The 23,192-nt window shown below is 41.5% G+C and carries 17 protein-coding genes and 1 riboswitch; of the genes, 3 read left to right on the top strand and 14 right to left on the bottom strand.

The annotated features are described in order from the left end of the window. Positions 1-7: 7 nt before the first annotated feature. The 13 genes from ACN6NB_RS02275 to ACN6NB_RS02215 all read right to left on the bottom strand — a co-directional run bounded on the left by ACN6NB_RS02275 (position 8) and on the right by ACN6NB_RS02215 (position 18,643). A complete protein-coding gene (locus ACN6NB_RS02275; RefSeq protein ID WP_041089172.1) occupies positions 8-454 on the bottom strand; it encodes a toxin-antitoxin system YwqK family antitoxin in 447 nt (148 codons plus the stop codon). Beyond that, a complete protein-coding gene (locus ACN6NB_RS02270; RefSeq protein WP_247544591.1) occupies positions 444-2,150 on the bottom strand; it encodes a T7SS effector LXG polymorphic toxin in 1,707 nt (568 codons plus the stop codon). The genes ACN6NB_RS02275 and ACN6NB_RS02270 overlap by 11 nt, the downstream gene beginning before the upstream one ends. Positions 2,151-2,366: 216 nt before the next feature. Beyond that, entirely contained in the window at positions 2,367-4,088 is a 1,722-nt protein-coding gene (locus ACN6NB_RS02265) for a pyruvate oxidase (RefSeq protein WP_144491742.1), read from the bottom strand. 67 nt (positions 4,089-4,155) lie between these two features. Then, positions 4,156-5,982 carry an APC family permease gene (locus ACN6NB_RS02260; protein WP_039176669.1) on the bottom strand — a complete coding sequence of 609 codons (1,827 nt, stop codon included), beginning with the start codon at positions 5,980-5,982 and terminating at the stop codon, positions 4,156-4,158. Positions 5,983-6,094: 112 nt separating this feature from the next. Continuing rightward, positions 6,095-6,239, bottom strand: a riboswitch (cyclic di-AMP (ydaO/yuaA leader). A 66-nt stretch (positions 6,240-6,305) separates the two neighbouring features. After that, a complete protein-coding gene (locus ACN6NB_RS02255) occupies positions 6,306-8,396 on the bottom strand; it encodes a cellulose biosynthesis cyclic di-GMP-binding regulatory protein BcsB (RefSeq protein ID WP_411210574.1) in 2,091 nt (696 codons plus the stop codon). Positions 8,397-8,400: 4 nt separating this feature from the next. Beyond that, positions 8,401-9,624, bottom strand: a complete 1,224-nt coding sequence (locus tag ACN6NB_RS02250; protein WP_253293333.1) for a glycosyltransferase family 2 protein — start codon at positions 9,622-9,624, stop codon at positions 8,401-8,403. A 37-nt stretch (positions 9,625-9,661) separates the two neighbouring features. After that, positions 9,662-11,374, bottom strand: a complete 1,713-nt coding sequence (locus ACN6NB_RS02245) for a DUF2334 domain-containing protein (RefSeq protein ID WP_474253215.1) — start codon at positions 11,372-11,374, stop codon at positions 9,662-9,664. Then, positions 11,364-12,215 (bottom strand): GGDEF domain-containing protein, encoded by an 852-nt coding sequence (locus ACN6NB_RS02240; protein WP_126682227.1) that lies wholly within the window; start codon positions 12,213-12,215, stop codon positions 11,364-11,366. Before ACN6NB_RS02240 ends, ACN6NB_RS02245 begins: the two co-directional genes overlap by 11 nt. Then, entirely contained in the window at positions 12,196-13,278 is a 1,083-nt protein-coding gene (locus tag ACN6NB_RS02235) for a glycosyl hydrolase family 8 (protein WP_058837358.1), read from the bottom strand. Before ACN6NB_RS02235 ends, ACN6NB_RS02240 begins: the two co-directional genes overlap by 20 nt. 196 nt (positions 13,279-13,474) lie before the next feature. Then, positions 13,475-15,661, bottom strand: coding sequence for a DNA topoisomerase III (locus ACN6NB_RS02230; protein WP_039176652.1), 2,187 nt, complete (start codon positions 15,659-15,661; stop codon positions 13,475-13,477). 72 nt (positions 15,662-15,733) lie between these two features. Further along, positions 15,734-16,789 (bottom strand): tartrate dehydrogenase, encoded by a 1,056-nt coding sequence (locus ACN6NB_RS02225; protein WP_058837357.1) that lies wholly within the window; start codon positions 16,787-16,789, stop codon positions 15,734-15,736. Positions 16,790-16,886: 97 nt separating this feature from the next. Continuing rightward, positions 16,887-17,819, bottom strand: coding sequence for a DMT family transporter (locus tag ACN6NB_RS02220; protein WP_341083206.1), 933 nt, complete (start codon positions 17,817-17,819; stop codon positions 16,887-16,889). Next, a complete protein-coding gene (locus tag ACN6NB_RS02215; protein ID WP_041089152.1) occupies positions 17,816-18,643 on the bottom strand; it encodes an AraC family ligand binding domain-containing protein in 828 nt (275 codons plus the stop codon). The genes ACN6NB_RS02220 and ACN6NB_RS02215 overlap by 4 nt, the downstream gene beginning before the upstream one ends. Positions 18,644-18,797: 154 nt before the next feature. Here ACN6NB_RS02215 and ACN6NB_RS02210 point away from each other — a divergent pair, with 154 nt between their 5' ends. Both ACN6NB_RS02210 and ACN6NB_RS02205 read left to right on the top strand, forming a co-directional pair. Continuing rightward, complete coding sequence (locus tag ACN6NB_RS02210; RefSeq protein WP_474253214.1) at positions 18,798-19,472, top strand: GntR family transcriptional regulator; 675 nt, start codon at positions 18,798-18,800, stop codon at positions 19,470-19,472. A 129-nt stretch (positions 19,473-19,601) separates the two neighbouring features. Beyond that, positions 19,602-19,898 carry a DUF3817 domain-containing protein gene (locus ACN6NB_RS02205; protein WP_008347156.1) on the top strand — a complete coding sequence of 99 codons (297 nt, stop codon included), beginning with the start codon at positions 19,602-19,604 and terminating at the stop codon, positions 19,896-19,898. A gap of 31 nt (positions 19,899-19,929) precedes the next feature. Here ACN6NB_RS02205 and ACN6NB_RS02200 read toward each other — a convergent pair whose 3' ends face one another. After that, a complete protein-coding gene (locus tag ACN6NB_RS02200; RefSeq protein ID WP_260984036.1) occupies positions 19,930-22,179 on the bottom strand; it encodes a hypothetical protein in 2,250 nt (749 codons plus the stop codon). 390 nt (positions 22,180-22,569) lie between these two features. Here ACN6NB_RS02200 and ACN6NB_RS02195 point away from each other — a divergent pair, with 390 nt between their 5' ends. Next, positions 22,570-22,752, top strand: a complete 183-nt coding sequence (locus ACN6NB_RS02195) for a hypothetical protein (RefSeq protein WP_041089145.1) — start codon at positions 22,570-22,572, stop codon at positions 22,750-22,752. Positions 22,753-23,192 lie beyond the last annotated feature (440 nt).

Raw genomic sequence — 23,192 nt, 5'->3', positions numbered from 1 at the left:
CACACGATTAGCTGTTGAATTTTTCGGCATATTTCAAATCGGATTCATTAGGTTCTGCCTTTTTCTCTACAATATTTCCACTTTCATCATACTTTATATAAGTCATCTCTCGACCAGCAACACATTCAGATTCATACTTTTTATTTCCATTTTCAAAAAACTCAACTTGATAGCCGTCGGCTGCATTTTTACTCATATGACCTATTTTCTTAACATTTCCATTTGAATAGAATTCAACATACTTTCCTTGTTTAACTCCTTGTTCAACATAGAAATAACTCTCAATATTCCCATTTTCATATATATCATATGCTAATCCCGTAAACAGCTCTTCTTTACCATCCTCGGTAATTTCCACTATTGCTAGTTCGTAAGGGCCTCCATATTCTAAACATTCTTCAAACTCAGTGCCATTCTCTAAAATAAAATCTTTTTGCAATATATCATTTAACATTTTTAGGAACCTCCGTGATAATTTTAGATCCATCTGTAAGATAAGCACAATGAGGACACCTTGGAAACATCATTCCAGCCGGTTTCACTCTACTCTGACCTGTCCTAACAACATTCAAAATAAAATTATCCAAACTAGCACCTGGATTAGCCTTTAAGGCCTTATTCAAGGCGATCACTTCTGCATGTGACCCCGCACCTTTTGTATATGTGTATGAATCTATAACCTCTTTTGGCATTCTATCATATTTGGCATTTATTAAGGGATGGAAATCTGGTAACTTTCCATCATAATCATTTATTGCATACGAATATTTTCCAGTCTGCTTATCATAAACTCCAGCAAAGGCAGGACCCATTTTCTTCTTGCTAATGCCAGTTTCTTTTAATTTATTTAGTTCTTTCACCGTTTCTCCGCGTAAATTAATTCTTTCATTTAATTCTTTTGAATCGATCTTTCCATATTTATTTCTCAAATAATCAATTCGACTTTTCGTGTTCTCTTTAACCCCCATCTTCCCATGAAACCCTTTCGCCCCAAACGGCAAAAGCATTCCTAGCGCCGCATTCATACTTGCTTCCTGCTGTTCTTTCGAGATCTTATTTCCAAACATATCGCGGCCTGTGATTGCTTCGCTGAAGCCGTTGGTGGCGGTGAGGCCATATAAACCTTTTTGAGATGTTTTCAGGGCGTCAAAGGATTTTTGTGATGTCTTGTAAATGTCGACTGCTCTTACTGCGGCTGATGTGGCTTGGGTGGTTTTATAGACAGCCTTTCCGCCTTTGAAAATGCGGCCTGCCCAGCCGACGATTGGGATGTAGCCTGCTGCTGCCATGCCGCCTGCGGCGACTCGCTGGCCTGCGGTGAGTTCCTCGCCCGTGATTGGATCAACGCCTGTTGCGGCACGTTTTGCATCGTTCACGCCGGTCAGTTCATTGACGATATTTCCACCGTAATCGAGCGCTTTTTCATACCAAGGACGGTTGGCGAGGGCTTCTTGTTCTTTTGCAATCTCGCGGGCTTCTTCTTGTTCTTTTTTGATTTTCAGATATTCAGAAGTTTGCTTTTCAATATCGCTTTTTGCCTTGTAGATTTCGCTATTTTGATACGCTTTCTTATCAAAATTCATAGGCGAAATCGCTTTTCCATCATTTGTCGCATTCATCATTTCAGCGTACAATGCCATTGTAGCTTGCTGCTCTGTCTCTGACAAAGCATATTCATCTTTTAAATTTTGATCAAGCTCTCTTAAATCTTTGACTGTCTTTTTTCGTTCATCTTCCGCATCTTCTATTTTTTCATCAAAGGTTTGACTATCAAATACTTCTAGAGAAATGAGATCATCAATGTCTTGAAAAATCGTTTTGAGTGCCTTTTTTTGATCCTTTACAATGCTTTTGGCATTCTTGATGCCCATATGTACTGCGTTGTCTAAAAAGTGTTCTTCTACAAAGGTATCGCCGCCAAAGCTCGTATCATCAAGTGTCCCAGAAACACCGTCATGAAAGGCTTTTTGCTTATCAATGAAGCTGATAAACATGTCTACATTTCCGGAGAGCTCTTTATAAAAGCTTTTAATGTTATCGGCACCTTTCCCAGTGAAGTCGTCACCAAGATTGGCAACACCTTGTAATGCCTTTTTTAAATCTACCATTTGTTCACGGAGTTCCTGATAGTGTTTTGCTCTTGTGTCCATGGCACTTGTTAGTGCTTTTGCATCAAGTATCTTCCCCAGAAGAAGTCACCCCCTCCATTATTGATCATAAAGTCTATTTTACCTTTCTCAGCGAATTGGAAAAATAGGCTTTAAGTTACAAAAATAATTAGGAAATAAAACAAGTGATAATTGAAATGTTTTTCCTTTCATCACAAAAAAGTCAGTCCTCTTTTGAGAGGACCGACTACATTTTGTTTAGAAAAAGCGTTTTAAACTTTTCTTGAGTGGAGGGATATCCAGCTCGCCTTTTTCAAAGAATTTTTTCAGTAAGTACTTACTAAAACCGGCTGCTTGTGTGTACGTAATTTTTCCAGGTAACGGCGGTTCATTGGTGACAGCAACATCAATAATGACAGGTTTATCTGATTGAAGAGCTGTATCAAAGGCTGGAGCTAGTTCTTCATGTGATGACACGGAGATTCCTTTGCCGCCACATGCTTCTGCAAACTTAGCAAAATCAATATCTTCTAGCTCTATACCATAATTGATGTTTCCTTTTACTTGTTGTTCATATTCAATCATTCCAAGATTGTTGTTGTTTAAAATCACCACAACGATTGGCAGTTTATATTTGACCGCTGTCACAAAGTCTTGCATAACCATTGTGAAGCCACCATCGCCACAGACAGCAATCGCTTGGCGATTCGGTTCATTTAACTTAGCAGAGATAGCACCAGGCAAACCACAGCCCATTGTGGCAAGCCAGCTGGAGATGATGAAATCCTGCTGTTTCATTTCAAAATGGCGTGCCATCCATACGGTCACATTCCCTACATCAACAGAAAGAATGGCGTCGTCTTCTACTGCTTCTTCTAATCTAGCAATGACTTGCTGAGGTTTAAGCGGTGATGTGGCAACGGATTTTTCCTTATCCATTTCTTCTCGCCATTTCATCATATGCTCAGTACAAGCTTCAAGGAAACCACGCTGCTCTTTATATTCAATGTAGGAGGTCAGTTCATGCAAACCACTCTTGCTGTCACTCACGATTCCTACGTCTACCGGATATCTTTTACCGATTTGATCTGGTTTAATATCCAGTTGAATGGCAGGTGTGTCCTCTGGTAAGTAGTCTCTATATGGAAAGGAAGTTCCAAGCATAATTAAGAGATCACACTCTTCCATCGCTTCATATGCTGGCTTCGTTCCGATTTGACCTAGGTTTCCTAAAAAATATGGGTGCCTGTCTGGCACAACACCTTTTGCAGGAAGTGTGATGACAATAGGCGCAGCAGCCTTTTCTGCAAATGAAAGAAGCTCTTCTTTTGCATTTCGTAATCCTTTACCTGCTAATATGACTGGCTTCTTCGCATTGTTAATTAGCTGTGCTGCCTTTAGCAGTTGATCTTTCTTTGGCCGAACTTCTCCCTCAACATAAAGAGGAGATGTATAAACAGGCTTGCGCTTAATTTTTTGAGAAAATAAGTCATCCGATACGGTGAGAACTGCCACACCTTTGTGAGTATAAGCTGCTTTAATGGCTTGATTCAATAAATCTGGCAGAGCTTCTGCTGTTTGTACCTGCTGATTAAAGACAGCGACGTCGTCAAACATCCGCTCTAATTTGATTTCTTGAAAGGCGTCTCTCCCTACTTCCGTTGACGCAACCTGCCCTGCAATTGCTAAAACGGGTGCGCCATCTGCTTTTGCATCGTATAGTCCATTTAATAAGTGAACAGCACCCGGGCCAGCGATGGATAAGCAGACACCGAGCTTACCTGTTAGTTTGGCATCAGCCGCCGCTGAAAGTGCCGCCACTTCTTCATGTCTCGTTTGTATAAATTGTATTTGGCTTGATTCATGCCTAAGCTCTTCAATTAATTCGTTTATGCTGTCGCCGGGCATTCCATAGATATGTTTTACGCCCCACTCTTCCAGTAGCGCTGTTACTTCTTTTCCTGCGGTTCTTTGCGGCATGTGAGAAAACTCCTTTTTTCTTACTCCATACCACCGCACCCTTTTGATCAAACGTTTCAACTTGCTGCTACTTTTTAAAATGATATGGAAGGGTGGCGACCACAATATCCCGCTTCCATAACAGACGGAATCTTAATAAAAAGGCAGATTGGTTATGCAAGATCGTGTGCCATCTTTTTTTCGGGATAAATTGAGGTACGAGCACCATCACTTTATATTGATGCGCATTTGCTTTTGCCTCAACCGTTTCAAGGAATTTATCGAGCGGATGAATAAGGCTTCGATAAGACGAATGCAGCATCACAAGCCGCACACCGCTGTTCAGTTTTTCCCAATCTGCTTCAATTTTCTTATCTTTTTCTTTATCAAAGGATACATGAACTGCTATGACTTGCTCTGATAAGGATTTTGCATATTGAACAGATTGCTCAACGACACGTGTTACACCGGCAATTGGCACAATGACCACATTCCCTTTAATCTCAACAGGCTCTGCTTCATTCATTAAACGCAGTTGTTCTCCGACAGACAAGTAATGCTTTTTAATGGAATGAAAGATGAATAGCACAATTGGCATGAAAACAAATACTGGCCATACAAGATGAAACTTGGTCAAAATAAGAATCATGAGAACCGTGAAGGAAATCAGTGCTCCGACTATATTAATAGGCATTTTCGTTTTCCAGCCCTGCGGTTTTTCACGAATCCATTTCACACACATACCTGTCTGTGACAAGGTAAATGGAATAAATACACCGACAGCATATAGCGGGATAAGGTGTTCCGTTTTCCCATCAAACAACCAAATGAGCAGCATGGAAGCTACACCTAAAAAGATAATGCCATTAGAGTAACCGAGACGATCCCCTCTTACTGTAAACATGCGCGGCATATATTTATCCTTTGCTAAGTTGACCGCCAATAAAGGAAAGGCGGAGAAGCCGGTGTTTGCCGCTAATATCAAGATTAAAGCTGTGACAGCCTGAATGACATAATAGAAAAATGTACGTCCAAATGTATCTGATGCAATTTGTGATACAACTGTTTCTTCTGGCTTTGGTGAGATGCCAAAACCAAACGCAAGCAATGTCACGCCAACAAATAATACAGCTAGTAAGCCACCCATCATCAATAATGTTCTCGCTGCATTTTGTGCAGCTGGTTTTTTAAAGGATGGAATGGTATTTGAAATGGCTTCTACTCCAGTCAGTGCAGAACAGCCAGACGAAAATGCTTTTAATAAAAGAAATAATGTAATGCCAGGTACGTGTGTACCTATTGCAGTATGCTCAGGTGCTGGAGGAACGCCTCCTGTTAATAATTTAAAGCCCCCGACTCCAATTAATATAAGGAGTGATATGACAAACAAGTATACGGGATAAGCCAAAATAGATGCTGATTCTGTCAATCCACGAAGGTTGAGCACCATAATCAAGATGACCAATACAATTGAAATCAGCACATGATATGGATATAGTGCCGGAAAAGCTGATGTGATGGCATCGGTACCCGCTGATATGCTCACTGCTACAGTCAAAATATAATCTACAAGCAATGATCCGCCAGCGATCAGTCCTGGCTTTTCACCTAAGTTTCGGCTAGAGACGACATAGGCCCCCCCGCCTTCTGGATAAGCATAAATAATCTGGCGGTAAGATAGAATTAACGCCATTAAAAGAATTAATACACAACCTGCAATCGGGAGTGAGTACCAAAATGCTGCTGCACTAACGACTGAAAGAACAATCAAGATTTGTTCTGTACCGTATGCAACAGATGACAATGCGTCTGATGACAATAATGCCAACGCTTTGATTTTTGATAGTTTTTGTTCTCCTGCTGCCTGTGATTTTAATGGTTTCCCAATTAAAATACGCTTCATCAAACTGTACATGTGATGCCCGCTCCTTTAGTGTCAAACGATTTAAGTTACAAAAGATGGATCGCCAAAAAGACACAGAGGCAATAGAATGCCCCTGCGTCTATTGTTTAGATCACAGGTTGGTCTTTGCTCTCTTTAACGCTTACGAGGTTAGCTGACGGATTCGGGCGCATGAGACTTTGCCCTACCTAAAAAGGATTCACCCCACGTGGTGTCCTGCACCACTAATGGTTCCCCCGCTCATCGAAATGATTCAGCGATTGGTCTTTTATAAAAGAGATCATACTCCCGTTTGACACCAAAGTAAAGACATTTTTTCAAGGTCTTTTGATCGTTTATCTATCAGTCTTTTTGCGGTTTTTTCGTACGAAATAAATAATCATTCCGACCACAAAAATAATTAGCACAGCGATACATGCAAAATAAATCCAAGAATCACCGACGCCTTGCTTTTCACCTTTTTTGAGATCATTTGTTGTGCTGCTGACCGTTTGATGATTAGAGAACATGTCTTTGTTTTTGCTCTCGATGGCAACTGTTGCCGTTTCCGTATTTGTTTGCAGGAAATGAAGCACTTCATGTGAAAGATCAGCGTCAGCTGCTTTCATTCCTGAAAAGACGGTCATTGTTTGTTCTTTATTCCATACAGATGGCTGCGTCCATACAATACGAGCAGTCGTTTCGTTGATCATATCAAAGGAGGATACATCATACTGATCCTTTGTCACTGGAACGATGAGATTGTCTGCTTTTTCTTTTAAAAGAGAGAACGTTTGAATGCCCCCGATGAAAATAAGAGAGTGATTTTTCAATTGATCATTTGTCACATTTGAAGCTTTGATCAATTGATATTGAGCAGCTTCCGGCTGACTAAATGATTCTGTCAGCATCGCCATTTGATTGATCGTTTCTTGCTTGATTTGATTTGGCATGATGATCAATGTTTTTCCTTGCTGTGTTTTTGATGTGAAAGGAAGCGGCCATGCAGCTAAATCCGGTGTATCACTAGCTGTCCCTTCTGGTATTTGAAGAGAGCTATTCTTATCAATGTAAATCCAGCTTTCTTCATCCGTATGTCTGCAGGACTCCATGTTTTTAAAGCCTGTAGTGACAAATTGCAAATCAATATATTCATTCTTTTGGAGCACTTGTGAATCTACTGGAATTGACACATGATAGAATCCATTCTCATCTTTGTTTCCTAGTTTTGTTAACGGTACATCGTGTGGTTCATTATTAATCATGACTGTTAAGCGTTCCGCTTTGTTCGCTGTATCAGTTTTTTTAAATGATAGATTTAACTTTGCACCAGATTTTTGATTAGCGATCAATGCTTTCGGATAATAGTAATGATCCGATGCCGTCTTTTTGGTTCCAACCGTTACATCATCACCACCAAAATCTTTTAAACGAATTTGATGAGATGGTTTTGATGCTTTAGCAGTAACCTTTTGAAGCAGCAAATCTGTCCCAGTGAGCTGATCGGTCAGTTCTGGTTGAGTCAGGACATTGATTTTTTCAGCAATTGTCTTTGGCTGTTCAGCAGTGACAAATAAAATGGGCTGTTCTTTTTTCTTCCCAGTCAGTGTTCTCACTGCTAACGTAAGCTGGTTGCTTGCTGTTTTCATTTTCGCAGCTTGCTCGATCGATTTCACTCGTCCCTCCCAATTTCCTTTCGCTCCAACAGCAATCGTTGGATGCGCGATTTGCTTGAGGTCCTTTTCTTGGACGATTTTGAGGTCTGCTTGGCGGTCTTTGTTTTTCAACGTACGGTATACTTTCACAGCCGCTTCTAATTCAGCTGCTTCCGGTGAATTTGGAATCACAATATCTGTTTGTTCTTTCTGATCACCTGTTTGAATGAAAGGTGAAGGGAAGCTGTCTAACGTCACGTCTGTCGTTTGAGTTCCTTTGAAATCCAGCTCACTTTCAGGATATACTTTCAGCCAATTGGCAGGTGTCTCTTGGTTGATACACACACCTTCTTTTAACACGCCATAAAATGCGAGCTGAATCCGATGAGAACCTTTTTTCAATTGCGATTTGTTCAATTTGATTTGAATCGATTTCTTTTGGTTTTTCCCTGATACGGGAATGGTCTTTTCAATCTCTCCATCAATCATGACTGTGAACGATGATGGCGAAATGAGTAATGGTGATGCCTCTATATTCAATGTAAGGGTGCTAGACTCTACTTTTTCTTTCTCTATTTGATAGGAAAATTCAGTGCGGTCTTCTTGTCCATACAAGGTCACTACATCTTCTGATAATGCTTGCGTTTCTGTTTGACTTCCTTTTGATGAGCGAATCCAGTCATCTTTCACTTGTACTCGATTTGATTGCGCCAGTGCTTGCCCCGCCATGAAAAAAGGCTGAATGGCAAGGGATATCACCAATATAAAAATCATCCATTTTACCGATTTCAATTTGTCACCCGCTTTTCTTTTGTTGTTGATCGTAACGCTCGGTTTTGTACCATTTTACTTCTTGTTTGAATAAACGGCTCTTTGTCTCTACAAATAAAGAGTACACGACTAGCGCAATCCATACTTGAGAATAAGTGAAGTACATGAGCGCCACAATGAGTATATTTTGTTTGGTGAGCTCTGTTTTCTCAATGCTTAATGTAATCATCACTTCTGTTAGAAAGAGGAAGAAGGCCAATCCCCACAGGATCAGTGCAACAGCTCCTACAGATAAGTGAAGGTCAACAAATAGGTTCACGATAAAGATCCCATTTGAGAGCAGGACACCGAAGAAAAATAAGAAATACGTAAAGAAGAAATAAAACAAATCGAAAATCATTCGTTTTCGTTTCAGCTTCATAAACTGCTTTAAAAATTTGAGTACAACATATTGATTGCCTCGTGCCCAGCGTGTTCTTTGCCGCCACCAGACTTTCCACGTCTCAGGCTCTTGTTCCCAAGTGATCGCTGCCGGGAAAAATCGAATGACATAGCCAAGGTTATAGACACGAATCGTTAATTCGGTGTCCTCAGCCAGCGCATGAACATCCCAGCCGCCAAGTTCTTCTAAAATGTGCCGGCGGATGGCGAAGTTGGTGCCTGGTATTGTCGCAATGCCAAACCACTTCCATCTTCCGCCCTGCGCCATCCATTGGAAGCAGATGGTCTCAATATTAATAAATTTGGTCAGGAGATTTTTGGCTGCATTGATGACCCTGAATTTCCCGACAACAGCGCCTGCCTTTGGGTCGTTCAATAAACCAAGAACCAAGTGATAGACAGCCTTTTGTTCAGGCATGTTATCTGCATCGTATACGCAGATGACTTCTCCTGTTGAAGCCTTTAAGCCTTCATTCAATGCAGTGGATTTTCCCTTTCCGGCAAATGGCGGCTTTGTTTCAATCATATGGACATGATCATATTGCTCACTGAATGACCTCACGATGTCCCCTGTGCCATCAGAGGAATTGTCATTAATCACAATGATTTCAAGGAGATGTTTAGGGTAGGATAGCTGGACCATTGCTTTTAGCGTTTGTCGGATGACAACTTCTTCATTATGAGCAGGAATTAGAATGCTGACGGTCGGCAGCTCTTTCCCCTGTTTCGTCCATTCAGGCAGCACTTTTTCGTATGTCAGGTAGTGCTGAAAGCCGCCCTGCATGAGAAACATGTGGTATAGGAGCATGATCCAAATCAATATTAATGAAAGATAAAATAAGACATCAGCCACCTAATTTTCTCTCCTTAAAAATTCGTTTTTTCATTGTCAGTCTTAAATACAATGTGTAAAAAGCAAATGCCGCAATAAACAGCATCACCACGACTGTGAGAATTCGCAGCATATTTTCCATGCCGCTTCGTTTGACTGTTTTGGTTTCTGCTCTATTGGATTGTTCTACTTGAATATGTCCATTCCCTGATGTTTTGATCTGCACATGTGATGTTTGGACCGTCTGTTTTGTTTTCTTTAAATCCAGCCATTCACTAGAAGGAATTGCATCCATCTGCGTCATCAGATTTTGCAGTCCATCTATTCCTGATTCCACATCATAGGACAGCCCGATTGCGGCTGATTGAAGATGCTGGATGGATTGAATCTTTTGCTCTGTTAAAATATTTGAACCTTCTTGGTCAGATGCTGGCTCTACTGATTGCTGAGGATATAAGGTCATGCCGTGAAGCATAGCGGGCTTCGTCACCAGCGGCGGAGCACCGGCTGTTTTCCACGTATGATCCGACAACTGTACCTGTCCAAACAGACTGGACATATGCCTTGATATCACATCGTAGCCTTGTTGGGATATGGCATCATGCGGCACCTCGAATGCCAGTGGATATAGACCTTGCTGCGCAAGAAGCTCAATGCCCTTTGTGATTTTTTCTTCTGTATAGATGATTTCTTGCTGCTGATTCGATCTCGTATAAGCATGGAAATCTTTTTCATTCGAAAAATGGCTTTCACTTTGCTTCTTCTCGGCTTTTTTTGGGTCATTTGACGTAATGGACTGATCATTCTTTGCATCCCAGAACTCAAAGTCCTGACCAGAATCCTCCGTTCGGTACGTACGGCTAAATCCATGAAGAATGATGCTGGCTCCATTGCTTTGCAATTGTTTTAACACTTTTACGAGCTGCGGGCGGTCACTCAGTGTCACTTCATCACCTGTTGTTCGATCCACCCATACAGGAGTTACCGCTATCAGAAACGGAATATGCCGAGTGGATACGTATTGTCCAAGCTCAAGCAGCTTCTTCTCGTCAGAGACAGGACTGATGTTCCCAAACCTTAAGTACTTTGTGGTCAGCTGATGAGAAGAAGACAGGCGTTTTTCCAGCACTTCTGCAAGCAGCTCGTTCTGCTGCACGACATTTAAGATACCAATATAGTCGGCCCCTTCCTTTGTTTGAATCACAAATGGAAGGTCAGCTTCATGCTTCTTCAATAAAAATTCACTTTGCAAGTCGGCCCCTTGAACCGTTAACGCACTGATACTTTTCTCTAGCTGACGGTAAGTTTGATCATCTGTATATTTGATTTGACTCGTGTGATCTTGTTTGTGAAAAGTAAGATTGGAGAATGGGCGAAGCTGTTCCGCATTGTATCCAATGGCTATTACCTTCTGTGCTTCATTCATCATACGAATGGTCTGTTTCGGTAAGGTTCTCTTTATTTCTCCTAGGTAGATGACTTGCTGAAATTCACTGATCTTCTTTTCAGCCAAATGTTCATCAGATACAATCGTCGTCTTTGTTGAAAAATGTCCGGCGAGTAGATCCAGCATATGCACTGCTGGTGTCGCTTCCCCCGATTCTGTCGAATAAACGATCAGGGTATCTGGCTTGGCAAGTGCGTCGGCTGAAGCCATGTATTTAAAAGAAAGAATCAAAAAAAGAGCAAGCAGCAAACAGCATTTCATCAAAGAATTAAAGTTCATTCATCATCATCTCTTTTTCTAGTTCTTGTAAAAATTGCTCTGGCGTACGATAATCCGAACTGCTTGTTAAATGACAGACATGAAAAGTCAGGGTGACTTCACGACCGTTTAACAGCACATGCTTTTGCAATTTATCTTTTAGCTTCTCAAGGACGACAGAGACATTCTCTTCTGGTGTGTGAGTAAGCAGCAAGCCTATTCGTTCTTCGGATAATCGAAATTTCTTATCCGTTTCTCTGACACTTTCGCGAATCTTGATACTTAATTGCTGAAATAGGTGCTGCATTTCTTTTTCTCCATATAACGATTTGAATTCCGCTGCATAATGGATATGAAGAAGGATAAAAACGAATGGCTGTTTGTAACGTTCTGCCCGTTTCATTTCCTCGGATAATTCCAGCTTCATCCGATCTGCATTGTCAAATCCAGTTGTCGAGTCAATCGCCACAAATTGTTTCATCGCCTGCTTTTGTTGTTCAATGGTGTGACGCATCGTCTTGATCCGCTCATGCAAGCTTCCTGCTGAAATCGCGAAAAAGAGAAGGGCTACGCCCCAAACCACCACATCCTGCAATGTTCGATTGGAAAAGAAAGGATTTGTGTGGCCAAGCTCTGTAAAGAACATAGCACTTCCTATAAAGAACAACATCAGCAAGGTAAAAATTAATGCTGGTAAGATGCCAAATAAAATCCCGCATCCTAACACGACAAAAGTCAGTGTGATCATCAAAAAGCTCTCTGCATCATGCAAGCCAAGGTAGCTCATAAACAAAATAAGACCTGCAAACGTGAGGAGCAGAGAATAATATAAACGATACGTATTACTGAATAACCGATTCATTAAAAAGCTCCCTTTCTGCAATGAGAGGCAATAAGTTGTCAAATGAGTGTGTGTCTTTTTCGTTCATGTATCCTCCATAATAATCCTTGAGAGGATCTTGAATTTGTAATTCTTTCATGCGGTCATAAACCTCTTTTGCGAATTCCGGTTCGTTTCGTTTAAGAGCATACAAGATGACCAGTGCATATACAGAAGGCGATTCATACGTCACCGATGGCTGCAATGTGCTCAGTTTATATCTACCGTACAGCTTTCCTTCTTTTTTAAAAGTCGTTTTCAGCCATTTCATGATCGCAGACGTACTCACCTTTGCACGATCGGCATGTAGAGCCGTATAGAGTTGATCAATCATATTGATTTCTCGATCAAATGAATAGGCTTTTTTCTTTATATCATAGGATTTAGGAAAGAATCCTTTTTTTCTCGGTGCTTGTTTTAGAATGGTCAATTGGTTACTCGTCATTTGTTTCGTGAATATTTTGAGGGATTCCAATTCTTTGATTGCTTTTGGGTCTAAATATGAGAGTGTGATTGTGTGTGAAGTTCGGTTTGTTGACGCATCATAATAATCGGACAAGATGCCTCTATACATATTCTTGTCTTTTAACGCTTGTGCGATTTCTTTTGCTGTGGTTTGATACGCTGCATTCTTCCATAAACGATCTGCCTTTTGAAGTGCCGCCACTACCCGTAAGTCATCAACTAGAGCATTGGCTTTACTTTTTTGATCAGATTCGATTTGCCAGCTGAGAAGGTGATCATCTAGTAAAAATTCATCTTGCAGGACACCAAATTGTTGGTCAAAAGAATTTTGATCTTTTTTTCGAACAAGATAATCCATCCAAAGTCCAAGCGACTCAGATAAGTAGATGTGCTGCTCTGCTAATGAAGTGCGAATCATGCCTTGATCTGTCATGAGGTGATGAGTGATAAAATATTCTCCAGGCAATACAGGCTGTGGAGATACTGGATCAGCTGATTCCTTCTGCTGTTCCCAGGTACATCCGCCTAATAAAAAAACAATGAGTAAAACAATAGCCGTGCGATGTATGGCTGTAACCATTCGTGTCCCCTTTCAACTCCCGTTCTCTTAGCATCCAACGATTTATTATAGAGTGTTTTTGTTAAAATTTAAATAAATATTTTATACCAAATTACGAGTCTTTTTGCATACATATTCCCATTTTCAGAAAAACCATATGCCGATATACTTGATTGCACAGAAAAACCCATGCATTTCAGCATGGGTTTATATACTACTATTGATCTAATTTTAATTTCTTTAATTGCTCAGCCAGTGCGTTATTGATTGGTTCTTCCACTTTCTTTTGTTTCTTCATATATTTTGACACATCGTGCTTACTGGCTTTCTTTTGATTGGATTGTGATTTGCGTTTTTCGAAAACAGACAGTTTTTCTCTATGGCCGCACACACAAGCAAAGATTTTGCCATCACCTTCTCCGCGCAGCTCGAGCTTTTTATGACAGTTCGGGCAGCGTGCGTTTGTTTTCTTCGCTACATTTTTACGGTGGCCGCATTCTCGGTCTTGGCACACGAGCATTGTGCCATGTTTTCCGTTCACTTTCAGCATAAGTTTTCCGCAGTCAGGACAATGGGTGCCAGTGACATTGTCATGCTTAAAGGTTTGATTCGTTTGTTTGATTTCAGATACGGCTTGTTTTGCATAGGACTTCATTTCACTCATGAATTGAGAAGCCTTCAGCTGTCCTTTTGCGATTTTAGAAAGCTTTTGTTCCCATTCCGCTGTTAACGCAGGTGACTTTAAGTCTTCAGGCACTAAGGAAAGCAGCTGTTTCCCTTTCGATGTGATGAAAATGTCTTTGCCCTTTTTCTCGATTAAGAAGCTGTTGAACAGTTTTTCAATGATATCGGCTCTTGTGGCCACTGTTCCTAGTCCGCCTGTTTCACCGAGGGTTTTCACTAAGTCCTTTTCCTGATTTTGCATAAATGCCGCTGGGTTCTCCATAGCAGATAGCAGAGTTGCTTCATTAAAACGGGCAGGAGGTTTCGTTTCTCCATTTGTTTCTTTCAGCTGGCGTACTTCAAGTGACTGCCCTTCTGAGAGCAGCGGCAGATGCTGATCTGCTTCGGCTGATTCCTCGTCTTCATAGGAATCATCATACACGGCTTTCCAGCCGGCTGATTGTACGGTTTTTCCTTTTGCCGTGAACGTTTCACTGCCTATCTTGGCAATCACCGTTGTTTCCTCGTATTCAAAAGGATTCATCAGTACAGCAAGGAATCGTTTGGCAATAAGATCATATAATTTACGCTCTTTATCACTTAGTGCACCAGGATACAGCTCTTCCTCGGTTGGAATGATCGCATGGTGATCTGACACTTTTGCATCGTTGACGAAGCCTTTGTGCGCTTTCACGCCTGATTGTAAAATGCGGTTCACATGCTGTGCGTACGGTCTGACGTTCATTCCTTTTAAACGATCTTTTAATGTAGGAACGATATCCGCTGAAATAAATCTTGAATCTGTACGCGGATATGTCACAAGCTTATGCTGCTCATACAATCGCTGAAGCGTAGACAAGGTTTCTTTTGCTGAGAAGCCGTAGCGTTTATGTGCATCACGCTGCAATTCAGTCAGGTCATACAGCCCTGGAGCAAAAGCTTTTTTCGCTGTTTTTTTCAATGCATCGATCACTGCTGGTTTTCCTTTGCAGCCTGCCAAACGCTCTTTTATGACATTCTCTTGGAATGTGCGGTTTTGCTTTGTTTTGGCATCCTGCCATGTCAACGTAAGCCCATCTACTTGTGCAGTCATTCCATAGAACGGCTTCGGCTGAAATTGCTGAATGTCTTCTTCTCGTTTGGCGATCATGGCAATCGTTGGTGTTTGTACCCGTCCGCAGGAAAGCTGTGCATTGAACTTGGTCGTCAGCGCTCTTGTTGCGTTGATCCCTACAATCCAGTCTGCCTCTGCACGTGCAACAGCCGAGCGATACAGATTATCATATTCTCTGCCATCTTTTAATCGTTTGAAGCCTTCTTGGATGGCTTTGTCCGTAACAGATGAGATCCATAGTCGTTTCAGTGGCTTTTTCACATGCGCTTTTTCAAGAATCCATCTTGCGACTAGCTCCCCTTCACGTCCAGCATCTGTTGCGATGACAATGTCTTTTACATCTTTTCTTGCAAGCTGCGCTTTCACTGCTTGAAATTGTTTGCCTGTCTTTTTCATGACGACAAGCTTGAGCGGCTCTGGAATGATCGGCAAATCCTCTAAACGCCAGGATTGAAATTCTTTTCCGTAGCCTTCTGGATCAGCCAGTGTGACCAAATGGCCAAGCGCCCACGTCACAATGTATTGATCTCCTTCTAAAAAACCATTTCCTTTTTTATGACACTTCAGTACACGTGCTAAGTCACGTCCTACTGAAGGTTTCTCTGCTAATACAACTGTTTTTGACACTAGATTTCACATCTCTTTCTTCTATCCATCCTTTTATTATAGCAGACGTGGAGATGCGGTTCTAATGACGGATTATTTCTTCAAGCGCTTGATGATTTCGTTGGTGATTTCTTGTGTTTGATAGGCTCCGCCGATGTCTGCTGTTAAAAAGCCGTCTGCTGTGACTGACTCGATGATTTCGAGGAGGTGTGTGCCCAGTTCTTCTTCTCCGAAATGATCAAGCATGAGTTTAGCCGTCCAAATTTGACCGATTGGGTTGGCAATCCCTTTTCCTGCAATGTCTGGGGCTGATCCGTGTACAGGCTCAAACATAGACGGATATTTGCCATTCACATTGATGTTGGCGGCAGGCGCCACGCCAATACTTCCCATAATGGCAGCTCCAAGATCAGTTAAAATATCACCAAATAAATTACTGGCGACAATCACATCGAATTTCTCAGGTCTTGTCACAAAGAAGGCTGAGAGTGCATCAATGTGCTGCGAGTCTGCTGTCACCTCTGGATAATTCTTTGCTACGTCTTGAAACACTTCATCCCAAAATGGCATTGTATGAACGATTCCATTCGATTTGGTTGCACTTGTCACATGCTTTCTTCTCTTTTTTGCTAATTGAAAGGCAAAACGCATGGCTCGCTCTGTCCCTTTTCTGGAGAAAACAGCATTTTGAATGGCAAGCTGATCTTCTCCTTGATAGATACGGCCCCCAATTTCACTATATTCACCTTCACCGTTTTCTCTTACAACAAGAAGATCGAAATCCTTTGGCTGAGCAAGCGGTGAGCGAATTCCGCTCAGCTGTTTTGCAGGTCTAACGTTGATCACCTGCTCAAATTCACGTCTAATTTTAATGAGCAATCCCCAAAGTGATACATGATCCGGCACTAAATTGGCATCTCCGACGGCCCCTAAGAAAATGCTGTCAAAGGCTTTTAGTTGTTCCAATCCATCCTTTGGCATCATTTCGCCATGCTCTAAATAATATTCACAGCTCCACGGAAAATCCTGAAAGGTGAAAGACAGACCGCCATGCACCTCTGATATCGCTTTCAAAACTCGGATGGCTTCAGGCACAACTTCCTTTCCAACTCCGTCTCCTGGTATCGCTGCAATTGAAACATGCTTCATTGATTTTTCCCCCTTTGTCATCGGTCGACCGTCGACCGTTTAATTTGAGTTTACTAAAGAGTGCCTGTTCTTACAATGGACAAAAGACGCTTTTTGATCAAAGCGCCTTTTTATCCTGCACCAGTATCGGGGACTTCTGTTTCTTTCTTCCCGCACGTTTTTTATCTGAAAGCAGCAAACCTCCTAAGGTCAGTACCGTTCCTAGTGCCGACATGAAGGTCAGACTTTCGTGAAGAACGATCATTGAAATGATCATCGTGATAATGGGCACTCCATAAATATACACACTTGATTTCACCACACCGATCGTCTTCACGGAAAAGCTCCATGTCAGAAAACAAATAGCAGATGCAAAGACGCCTAAAAACAGCAAGTGGAAGGCAAACGATGGATTCGTGAACCGCTCCCAGTCTAAACGAATCTTAAAATGCCAGATTAGCGGAATCATCCATAGCAGCCCGTAAAAGAAGACACGTCTTGTCACCTGAATAATATGGTAGCCATATTGATTGATCATTTTCGATAAAATGGAATAAAATGCCCAGACGATGGTAGCCATAAATGCTAAAGCATCACCGAGCGGATTCAATCGGAACGTCGTCATCCCATTAAAGCTAATCAGTACAATTCCCATCATCGCGATGAAAAAGCCTATGAAAAAGCGGCTGTGCAGCAGCTCATCTTTTAATAAAAAATAAGACAATAGAAAAGAGAAAAATGGGACAACGGAGCTGATGACACCTGCATTCGAAGCGAACGTATAAGTAAGTGCAACATTTTCTAAAAAATAGTATAAGACCACACCGCATAACCCTGCGAGCGCAAACATCCCTTCATGCTTTCTACGCTGCACCTTCATGGTGACTGGATAAATGATCATCAGGGTAAGGTACCCAAGGAAAAAACGAAAAAATAAAATCTCTGTTGGAGAAAAAGCCGTTAATAATATTTTGGTTGATATAAAGGTAGATCCCCATAAAAAAATGGTGAACATGGCTGCTATATGACCAAGAAGCTGTTTATTTTTCATTTTGCTGTTACCTGCTTTTCAAAAATTTGCTGATACTGCCCTGGCGTAAGCCCAATAAATTCCGAAAAGAAATGAGTCAAATGACTTTGATCAGAAAATCCAGCGGCAGCAGCTACATCTATTGGCTTCATTCCTTGGGCGAGAAGCTCCTTCGCATAGTTCACCCTGATTGTCTGTAAATAACGATACGGCGTAATTCCTCTGAACTTTGTAAAAGCACGCAGCAATGAATATTTGTTCATGGACACGAGCTCACCTAAGTCATCTAACGATATATTTTCCGTGAGATGTGTTTCAATATATTGCTGTACGTCTTGGACTTTTTGTTCATTGGCATTGGCATTGGCTGCTGATGCTTTTTCCTCTGGTGTATCAGAATAGGTTTCGATCAACTGCTTCATCAAAAAGTAAAAGGCTTCCTGTTTATTCAAAGCAGGAGCTTCTTCTGTGATCATTTGATGAAGATCATATAATTGCTTTGCTAGTTCACTTTGTGAAACCACAGGGGCTTTAAAATGCGGCTTGTGCTGAAAGATCTTCTCCAGCAACTCTGGTTCAATATTTAAGCTGCGATAATCTAGCGGCTTGTGATCAAATTGTTCACATCCGTGATTATCGTACGGATTGAAAAGAAGGATATCTCCTTTTCCAATGATGTATTCTTGATTTTGGCAGAACATACGTCTTTGACCGCCTTCAATAAATCCAATCACATAGTATGTATGAAAATGTTTTGGGAACTTTTTGATGATGGCATGAAAGCGATACGCCTCTATTTGCAAGTCCTGATCAAAATGGACTGTTCGTTCCTCTAATGTTCTCATGTCGATCCCCTCTTTTCACTGAACTCATCATTAGTGTAGCACACCCTTTTTCTCTTGGATTGTACGATATTGACTTTTCGATGCAGGCTTGCCTAGAGGGAAAAACTTGGATAACATGAGACAAAAGATGATGTACAAAAGAGGGAATGATGGGATGAATTCATTCGAGATGGAAAGACCAACACCGTATCACATGCAATTTTATGAACAGCTGAAGCAAATGATTTTTGATGGCCAGTTTCAGCCAGGAGAGCGCATCAATGAAACGCAGCTTGCCAAGCAATTTGGCGTAAGCCGTTCACCTGTAAGAGAGGCGATGAGGCTGTTAGAAAAAGACGAGCTTTTAATTGCGGATCATCGATCAGGCTATTCCGTCTATACGTTAACAGAAAAAGATGTCGAGGAGCTCTATCAAATTCGGGTTGCCTTAGAAACACTTGCTGTTGAGCTTGCCTGTAAGGAAGCCACGCAAAGAGAAATGGATGAAATTGAGCAGGTTCTCACGGAGGCGGACGAAGCGATCAAGCAGGAGCTGCCATCTAAAGAGATCGTCCAGTTACATGAATCCTTTCACCAAAAAATCATTTTGGCGAGTCACAATGACCGTTTATCCAAACAATTGAATCACGTGAATGAACTCATTCACTATTGCCGCATTTTCCATTTTAGCGGCGGGGCTCGTGCTGAAACCATTCAAAGAGAGCATGCAGCGATCTATTCTGAAATAAAAAAGCGCCGCTCCACAGAAGCGGTTCAAGCAATGACGGAGCATTTATTACATGATGTGATGCACTTAAAGCAAGTACTCTCTGAAACAAACAAACAGTAAAGGACTTTTCCCATTTTTTAAGCAATCCATGAACATATTTTGAATTTTTCGTAGATTTCAGCATGTCCAGACGATCTTTCGTTTATATTAGAAGATGAGAAACTAGCTTTTATACAGGAGGATTTGTATATGCATACAAGTATTAGCCGTCTGCGACAGGCGGGTTTTATTGAGGGTATGTCTCTTTTAACCCTTCTTTTAATTGCCATGCCTCTAAAATATTTTGCGGATATTCCGATGGCAGTCACCATTGTAGGCTCTCTTCACGGCGCATTGTTTGTCATCTATATGCTCATTTTGGCATATGTGACATTTAAAGTTCGCTGGCATTTGAAATGGTCCATCGCCGGTTTTTTTGCGGCATTCATTCCTTTCGGCAATTTCGCCTACGATAAGGTGCTCCGCCAATATGATACAAAAGCTTAATAGAAAAAGCGTTCCTAAAAGGAACGCTTTTTTATATTGATGCATATTTCACAATGGCTGCTTGACGCGTCATATCGTGATATGCCACCCATAATTCATCACCAGGCAAGACGCTGGTGATTGGATCGATTGGCTGTTTCACTTCATACATCATGCCATTTCTCTCAACTTGAATGATCGCTAACGGCAGATTGCCGATGACGCCAGCAAATTCGACATTGGTCACTTTTGCACTTCCTTGTTTCTCTTGCATGAGGCTCATTTCTCTATCCAGCTCTTCTTTCTTTGTCTGGATCGTGATTTGAGTGCCCACTGCGACCTGCATATGATCAGGGATGAACTGGCTGACCGTTTTGGTGATGGACTGATCTCCGTTTGACACTGTCACATCCAGCTGAATAGGCTTTTGTTCATGGATGGCAATTGAATATTGCTTCACACGCTGGATGGTTCCTGTTAACGTCACATCTTTCCCCGATCGATTTCGAACTTCATAGCCATAGGCAGCCATTTTCAGCTGGCCATTGATGTCGACGAGATCGGCTTTTTCTCCTGTTCTAAATTCAAAACCAGCGGCTTGAATCATTGGAATGATATACGTTTTCTGATCTAATTCAAATGTGAGTGATAAGACGGTGCCTCGTCCTACGGTTCCATATGATTCTATATTTCTTAAAACAGCGCCTTTGATGAACTTTGGCTCACTTGGCTGCGAGAAGTCACCCTCTTTTAAAAGCATTGCCTTTTGCTTCTTCGGATCATAGTGAATGGCAATAGGCTGGCCTGGCTGTGGTATCTGGGTGTAGGATACAACCGTTTTAACCGTCTTTTCTATACTTTGCCCTTCATATTCAAATTGAAGCCGCATGCTGACAACTGGCTGTTCGTTGATGTAAGTGCCCGTTTCTTTAACAGACACAATATAGGCTTGTAATGTGACACTGTCCTTTATCTTGTTCCTTCTCACCAGTCTCAAAATCGGCGGCAGGAAGATGGCTAGTACAAATAATAACAGCGGGATCAAGATCCATATCGCCCAGTTGAGAATGAGCGGTCCGCCTTTCATGACATATTGCATAAAGGTGTCAAATGATGTTTGGTGAGCAGGGCTTGCGTTTTCAATTGAGATGACCTTTTGCAAAGGAAATTCCTTTAGCTCTTTGCTTTTCGTCTCAAATGCACCCGTTAATTGATTGTCAAATGAATAATAGAGCCAATCGCTCTTCACATTTTTATTGAAAGAGAGCCCTTCTCTTTGTAAAGATTCATATGAAAACGACTGCAAAAGCTTGCTGGCAGACACCGCCTTATTCGTGTGATGGTTATAAATATAACCCGTCAGTTTGCCTTTTGCTTCGTCCTTTGCTGTAGAGCCTGCAATCAACACTTCTTCCTCATTAAGCTGGTACACATACGTTTGGTAAATTGGTTTTGGTGTTGGAACGACTTCTCCAAGTCTTCCTTCTGCATTCACTTTCCTTGCCCTTTTTGGATATTCCGATTCCACGGCGACAGCAAAGTTTTGTGATGATCCGATCGTTTTTTGCAGCCTCTGCTCAACTGTATCTTCCACAAGGCTGAACGGTTCAGCGTTTTTGGAGACATATACCCCAAGCTGATGCTTCTCGTTTGAGATTCCGCTGACATACGCCTTCTGGTCATTTTTCAAAGTTACTTCAAATATAGGAATTGGCGTCTGTCCTCTAAAGGAATTCATGACAACATCCATGGAGACGGGTCTTGCTGGCAGCTTTAGCTCGTTCAGATTGTGCACATGAAACTGACCGTTCTTTAGCTCACCGATGACTGCAGCGGCACCGTCCATTTCTCCTGTAAATACAAGACGTCCATTCCATTGGTATGTATTCGTTTTTAAAAATGAGGGAATCTGCAGGTTATTTTGAACGAGCTCTTTCTTTTCTCCGCTTGGTGTTAATTTCTCAATCAACAGCTGCCCGTCTTTATTTTTTAAAGCCAGCAAGAGATTGTTTCCTTGAATGGATGGCAGCATTTCATTAAACGAATCACTTTCTGTGGTCCATTCACTCATTCTTTTTCCTGATTGAGGATCAACCATTGCAAAATGGAGCTGCTGGTCTTTTGATACAGCACTCACCACTCGTTTGCCTTCATCAAATGTGAACATTCCTTTGACGTTATTCTCTGTTACTTTCCCATCTGACAAATCATCTTGATAATGATTCCACACCAAGACACTGAGAATGATTGCTGGAATAAAGAAGACAATATATCTGAGGAAGATGACTGGTATTCTTTTCACTTGATCGCTTCCTTTCATGAGGTTCCTTTAACTTATACGTCAGTACAGCGAAAATGTTTCACGCTAGAAGAATACCATCAAAGCCTCTGAAATCCATATTTTACAAACTTTGTTGTTTACGATAAAATCCAATCAGATTCAAAAAAGGAGTTCTCTCATTGGATAAGCTATCATCAATCATTCTAGCGGCGTGGCTGCGTGTCCCTCGCTGGTTCAAGCAATGGGTACTCGTATCCATTTCCATTTTCTTTTTTTATATGTGTTTTGTAAAGGGGCTGACTAGCTGGCACACCTTGCCGCCTAGCACTTTGCTCTCATGTGTGATAGGTTCCTTCATCATTTGGCTGATGTGGCTTAAGGGTCAAAAAAATAAGTGAAAAGAGGAAAAAGATGAAAAAATTAATTCTATATTTTGCGATCTCTTTTGTTCTGCAATTCGTTTGGTTTGGTCTTGTGCACCCAAATAGAGGCGTGACACTGCTGGATATGTTCATGTTTTCTATTTTGTTTGCAGTGATGTTCTTTTTTATTGAACGGATTTGGCGGTATCAGAAGAAAGGGCAAAGAAAATGATCATGAAGCCCGCTTTATTCACTCTGATCATCTGTGCATTCATCGGTCTGCTGCTAGTATCGAACCCTTTTGGAGCGGACGCTATGCGATTGGTTTGTATCTTCATCTTCCCTTTTCTTGGGCTCGTTGGTTTTGGGGTCCTCTTGTTTGACCAAATGAAAAAGGCTGCCAAATAGATGGCAGCCTGTTGCTTACTCTTTTCATGCAAATAAATAATCAATGTTTAATCTCCGTTACGGAGTGTATGAATTAAGATTCGATCATATCAGTGTGTCATATGTGTTCCGAGTGAACCTACGTTTGAAAGTAAACGCCATGGAAGTTCTGGATAACAAGACAACGAAAGCCCTACCTCTCATTCGTCCTTACGGCTCCGAAGCCGTGCCAGTGTGAATTGTAAATCAAAACGTCTTTTTTCCATTCTTCCGCTTATATAGGGG

Source organism: Bacillus sp. 11B20 (genome assembly GCF_056098985.1).
This window is presented reverse-complemented; position numbering and strand designations above follow the sequence as displayed.

Excerpts from the sequence above, each read along its gene's own strand:
- ACN6NB_RS02275 (WP_041089172.1), bottom strand. The coding sequence starts at position 454 with ATGTTAAATGATATATTGCAAAAAGATTTTATTTTAGAGAATGGCACT.
- ACN6NB_RS02270 (WP_247544591.1), bottom strand. The coding sequence starts at position 2,150 with ATGGACACAAGAGCAAAACACTATCAGGAACTCCGTGAACAAATGGTA.
- ACN6NB_RS02265 (WP_144491742.1), bottom strand. The coding sequence starts at position 4,088 with ATGCCGCAAAGAACCGCAGGAAAAGAAGTAACAGCGCTACTGGAAGAG.
- ACN6NB_RS02260 (WP_039176669.1), bottom strand. The coding sequence starts at position 5,982 with ATGTACAGTTTGATGAAGCGTATTTTAATTGGGAAACCATTAAAATCA.
- ACN6NB_RS02250 (WP_253293333.1), bottom strand. The coding sequence starts at position 9,624 with ATGCTCCTATACCACATGTTTCTCATGCAGGGCGGCTTTCAGCACTAC.
- ACN6NB_RS02245 (WP_474253215.1), bottom strand. The coding sequence starts at position 11,374 with ATGAACTTTAATTCTTTGATGAAATGCTGTTTGCTGCTTGCTCTTTTT.
- ACN6NB_RS02240 (WP_126682227.1), bottom strand. The coding sequence starts at position 12,215 with ATGAATCGGTTATTCAGTAATACGTATCGTTTATATTATTCTCTGCTC.
- ACN6NB_RS02235 (WP_058837358.1), bottom strand. The coding sequence starts at position 13,278 with ATGGTTACAGCCATACATCGCACGGCTATTGTTTTACTCATTGTTTTT.
- ACN6NB_RS02225 (WP_058837357.1), bottom strand. The coding sequence starts at position 16,789 with ATGAAGCATGTTTCAATTGCAGCGATACCAGGAGACGGAGTTGGAAAG.
- ACN6NB_RS02220 (WP_341083206.1), bottom strand. The coding sequence starts at position 17,819 with ATGAAAAATAAACAGCTTCTTGGTCATATAGCAGCCATGTTCACCATT.
- ACN6NB_RS02215 (WP_041089152.1), bottom strand. The coding sequence starts at position 18,643 with ATGAGAACATTAGAGGAACGAACAGTCCATTTTGATCAGGACTTGCAA.
- ACN6NB_RS02210 (WP_474253214.1), top strand. The coding sequence starts at position 18,798 with ATGAATTCATTCGAGATGGAAAGACCAACACCGTATCACATGCAATTT.
- ACN6NB_RS02205 (WP_008347156.1), top strand. The coding sequence starts at position 19,602 with ATGCATACAAGTATTAGCCGTCTGCGACAGGCGGGTTTTATTGAGGGT.
- ACN6NB_RS02195 (WP_041089145.1), top strand. The coding sequence starts at position 22,570 with ATGAAAAAATTAATTCTATATTTTGCGATCTCTTTTGTTCTGCAATTC.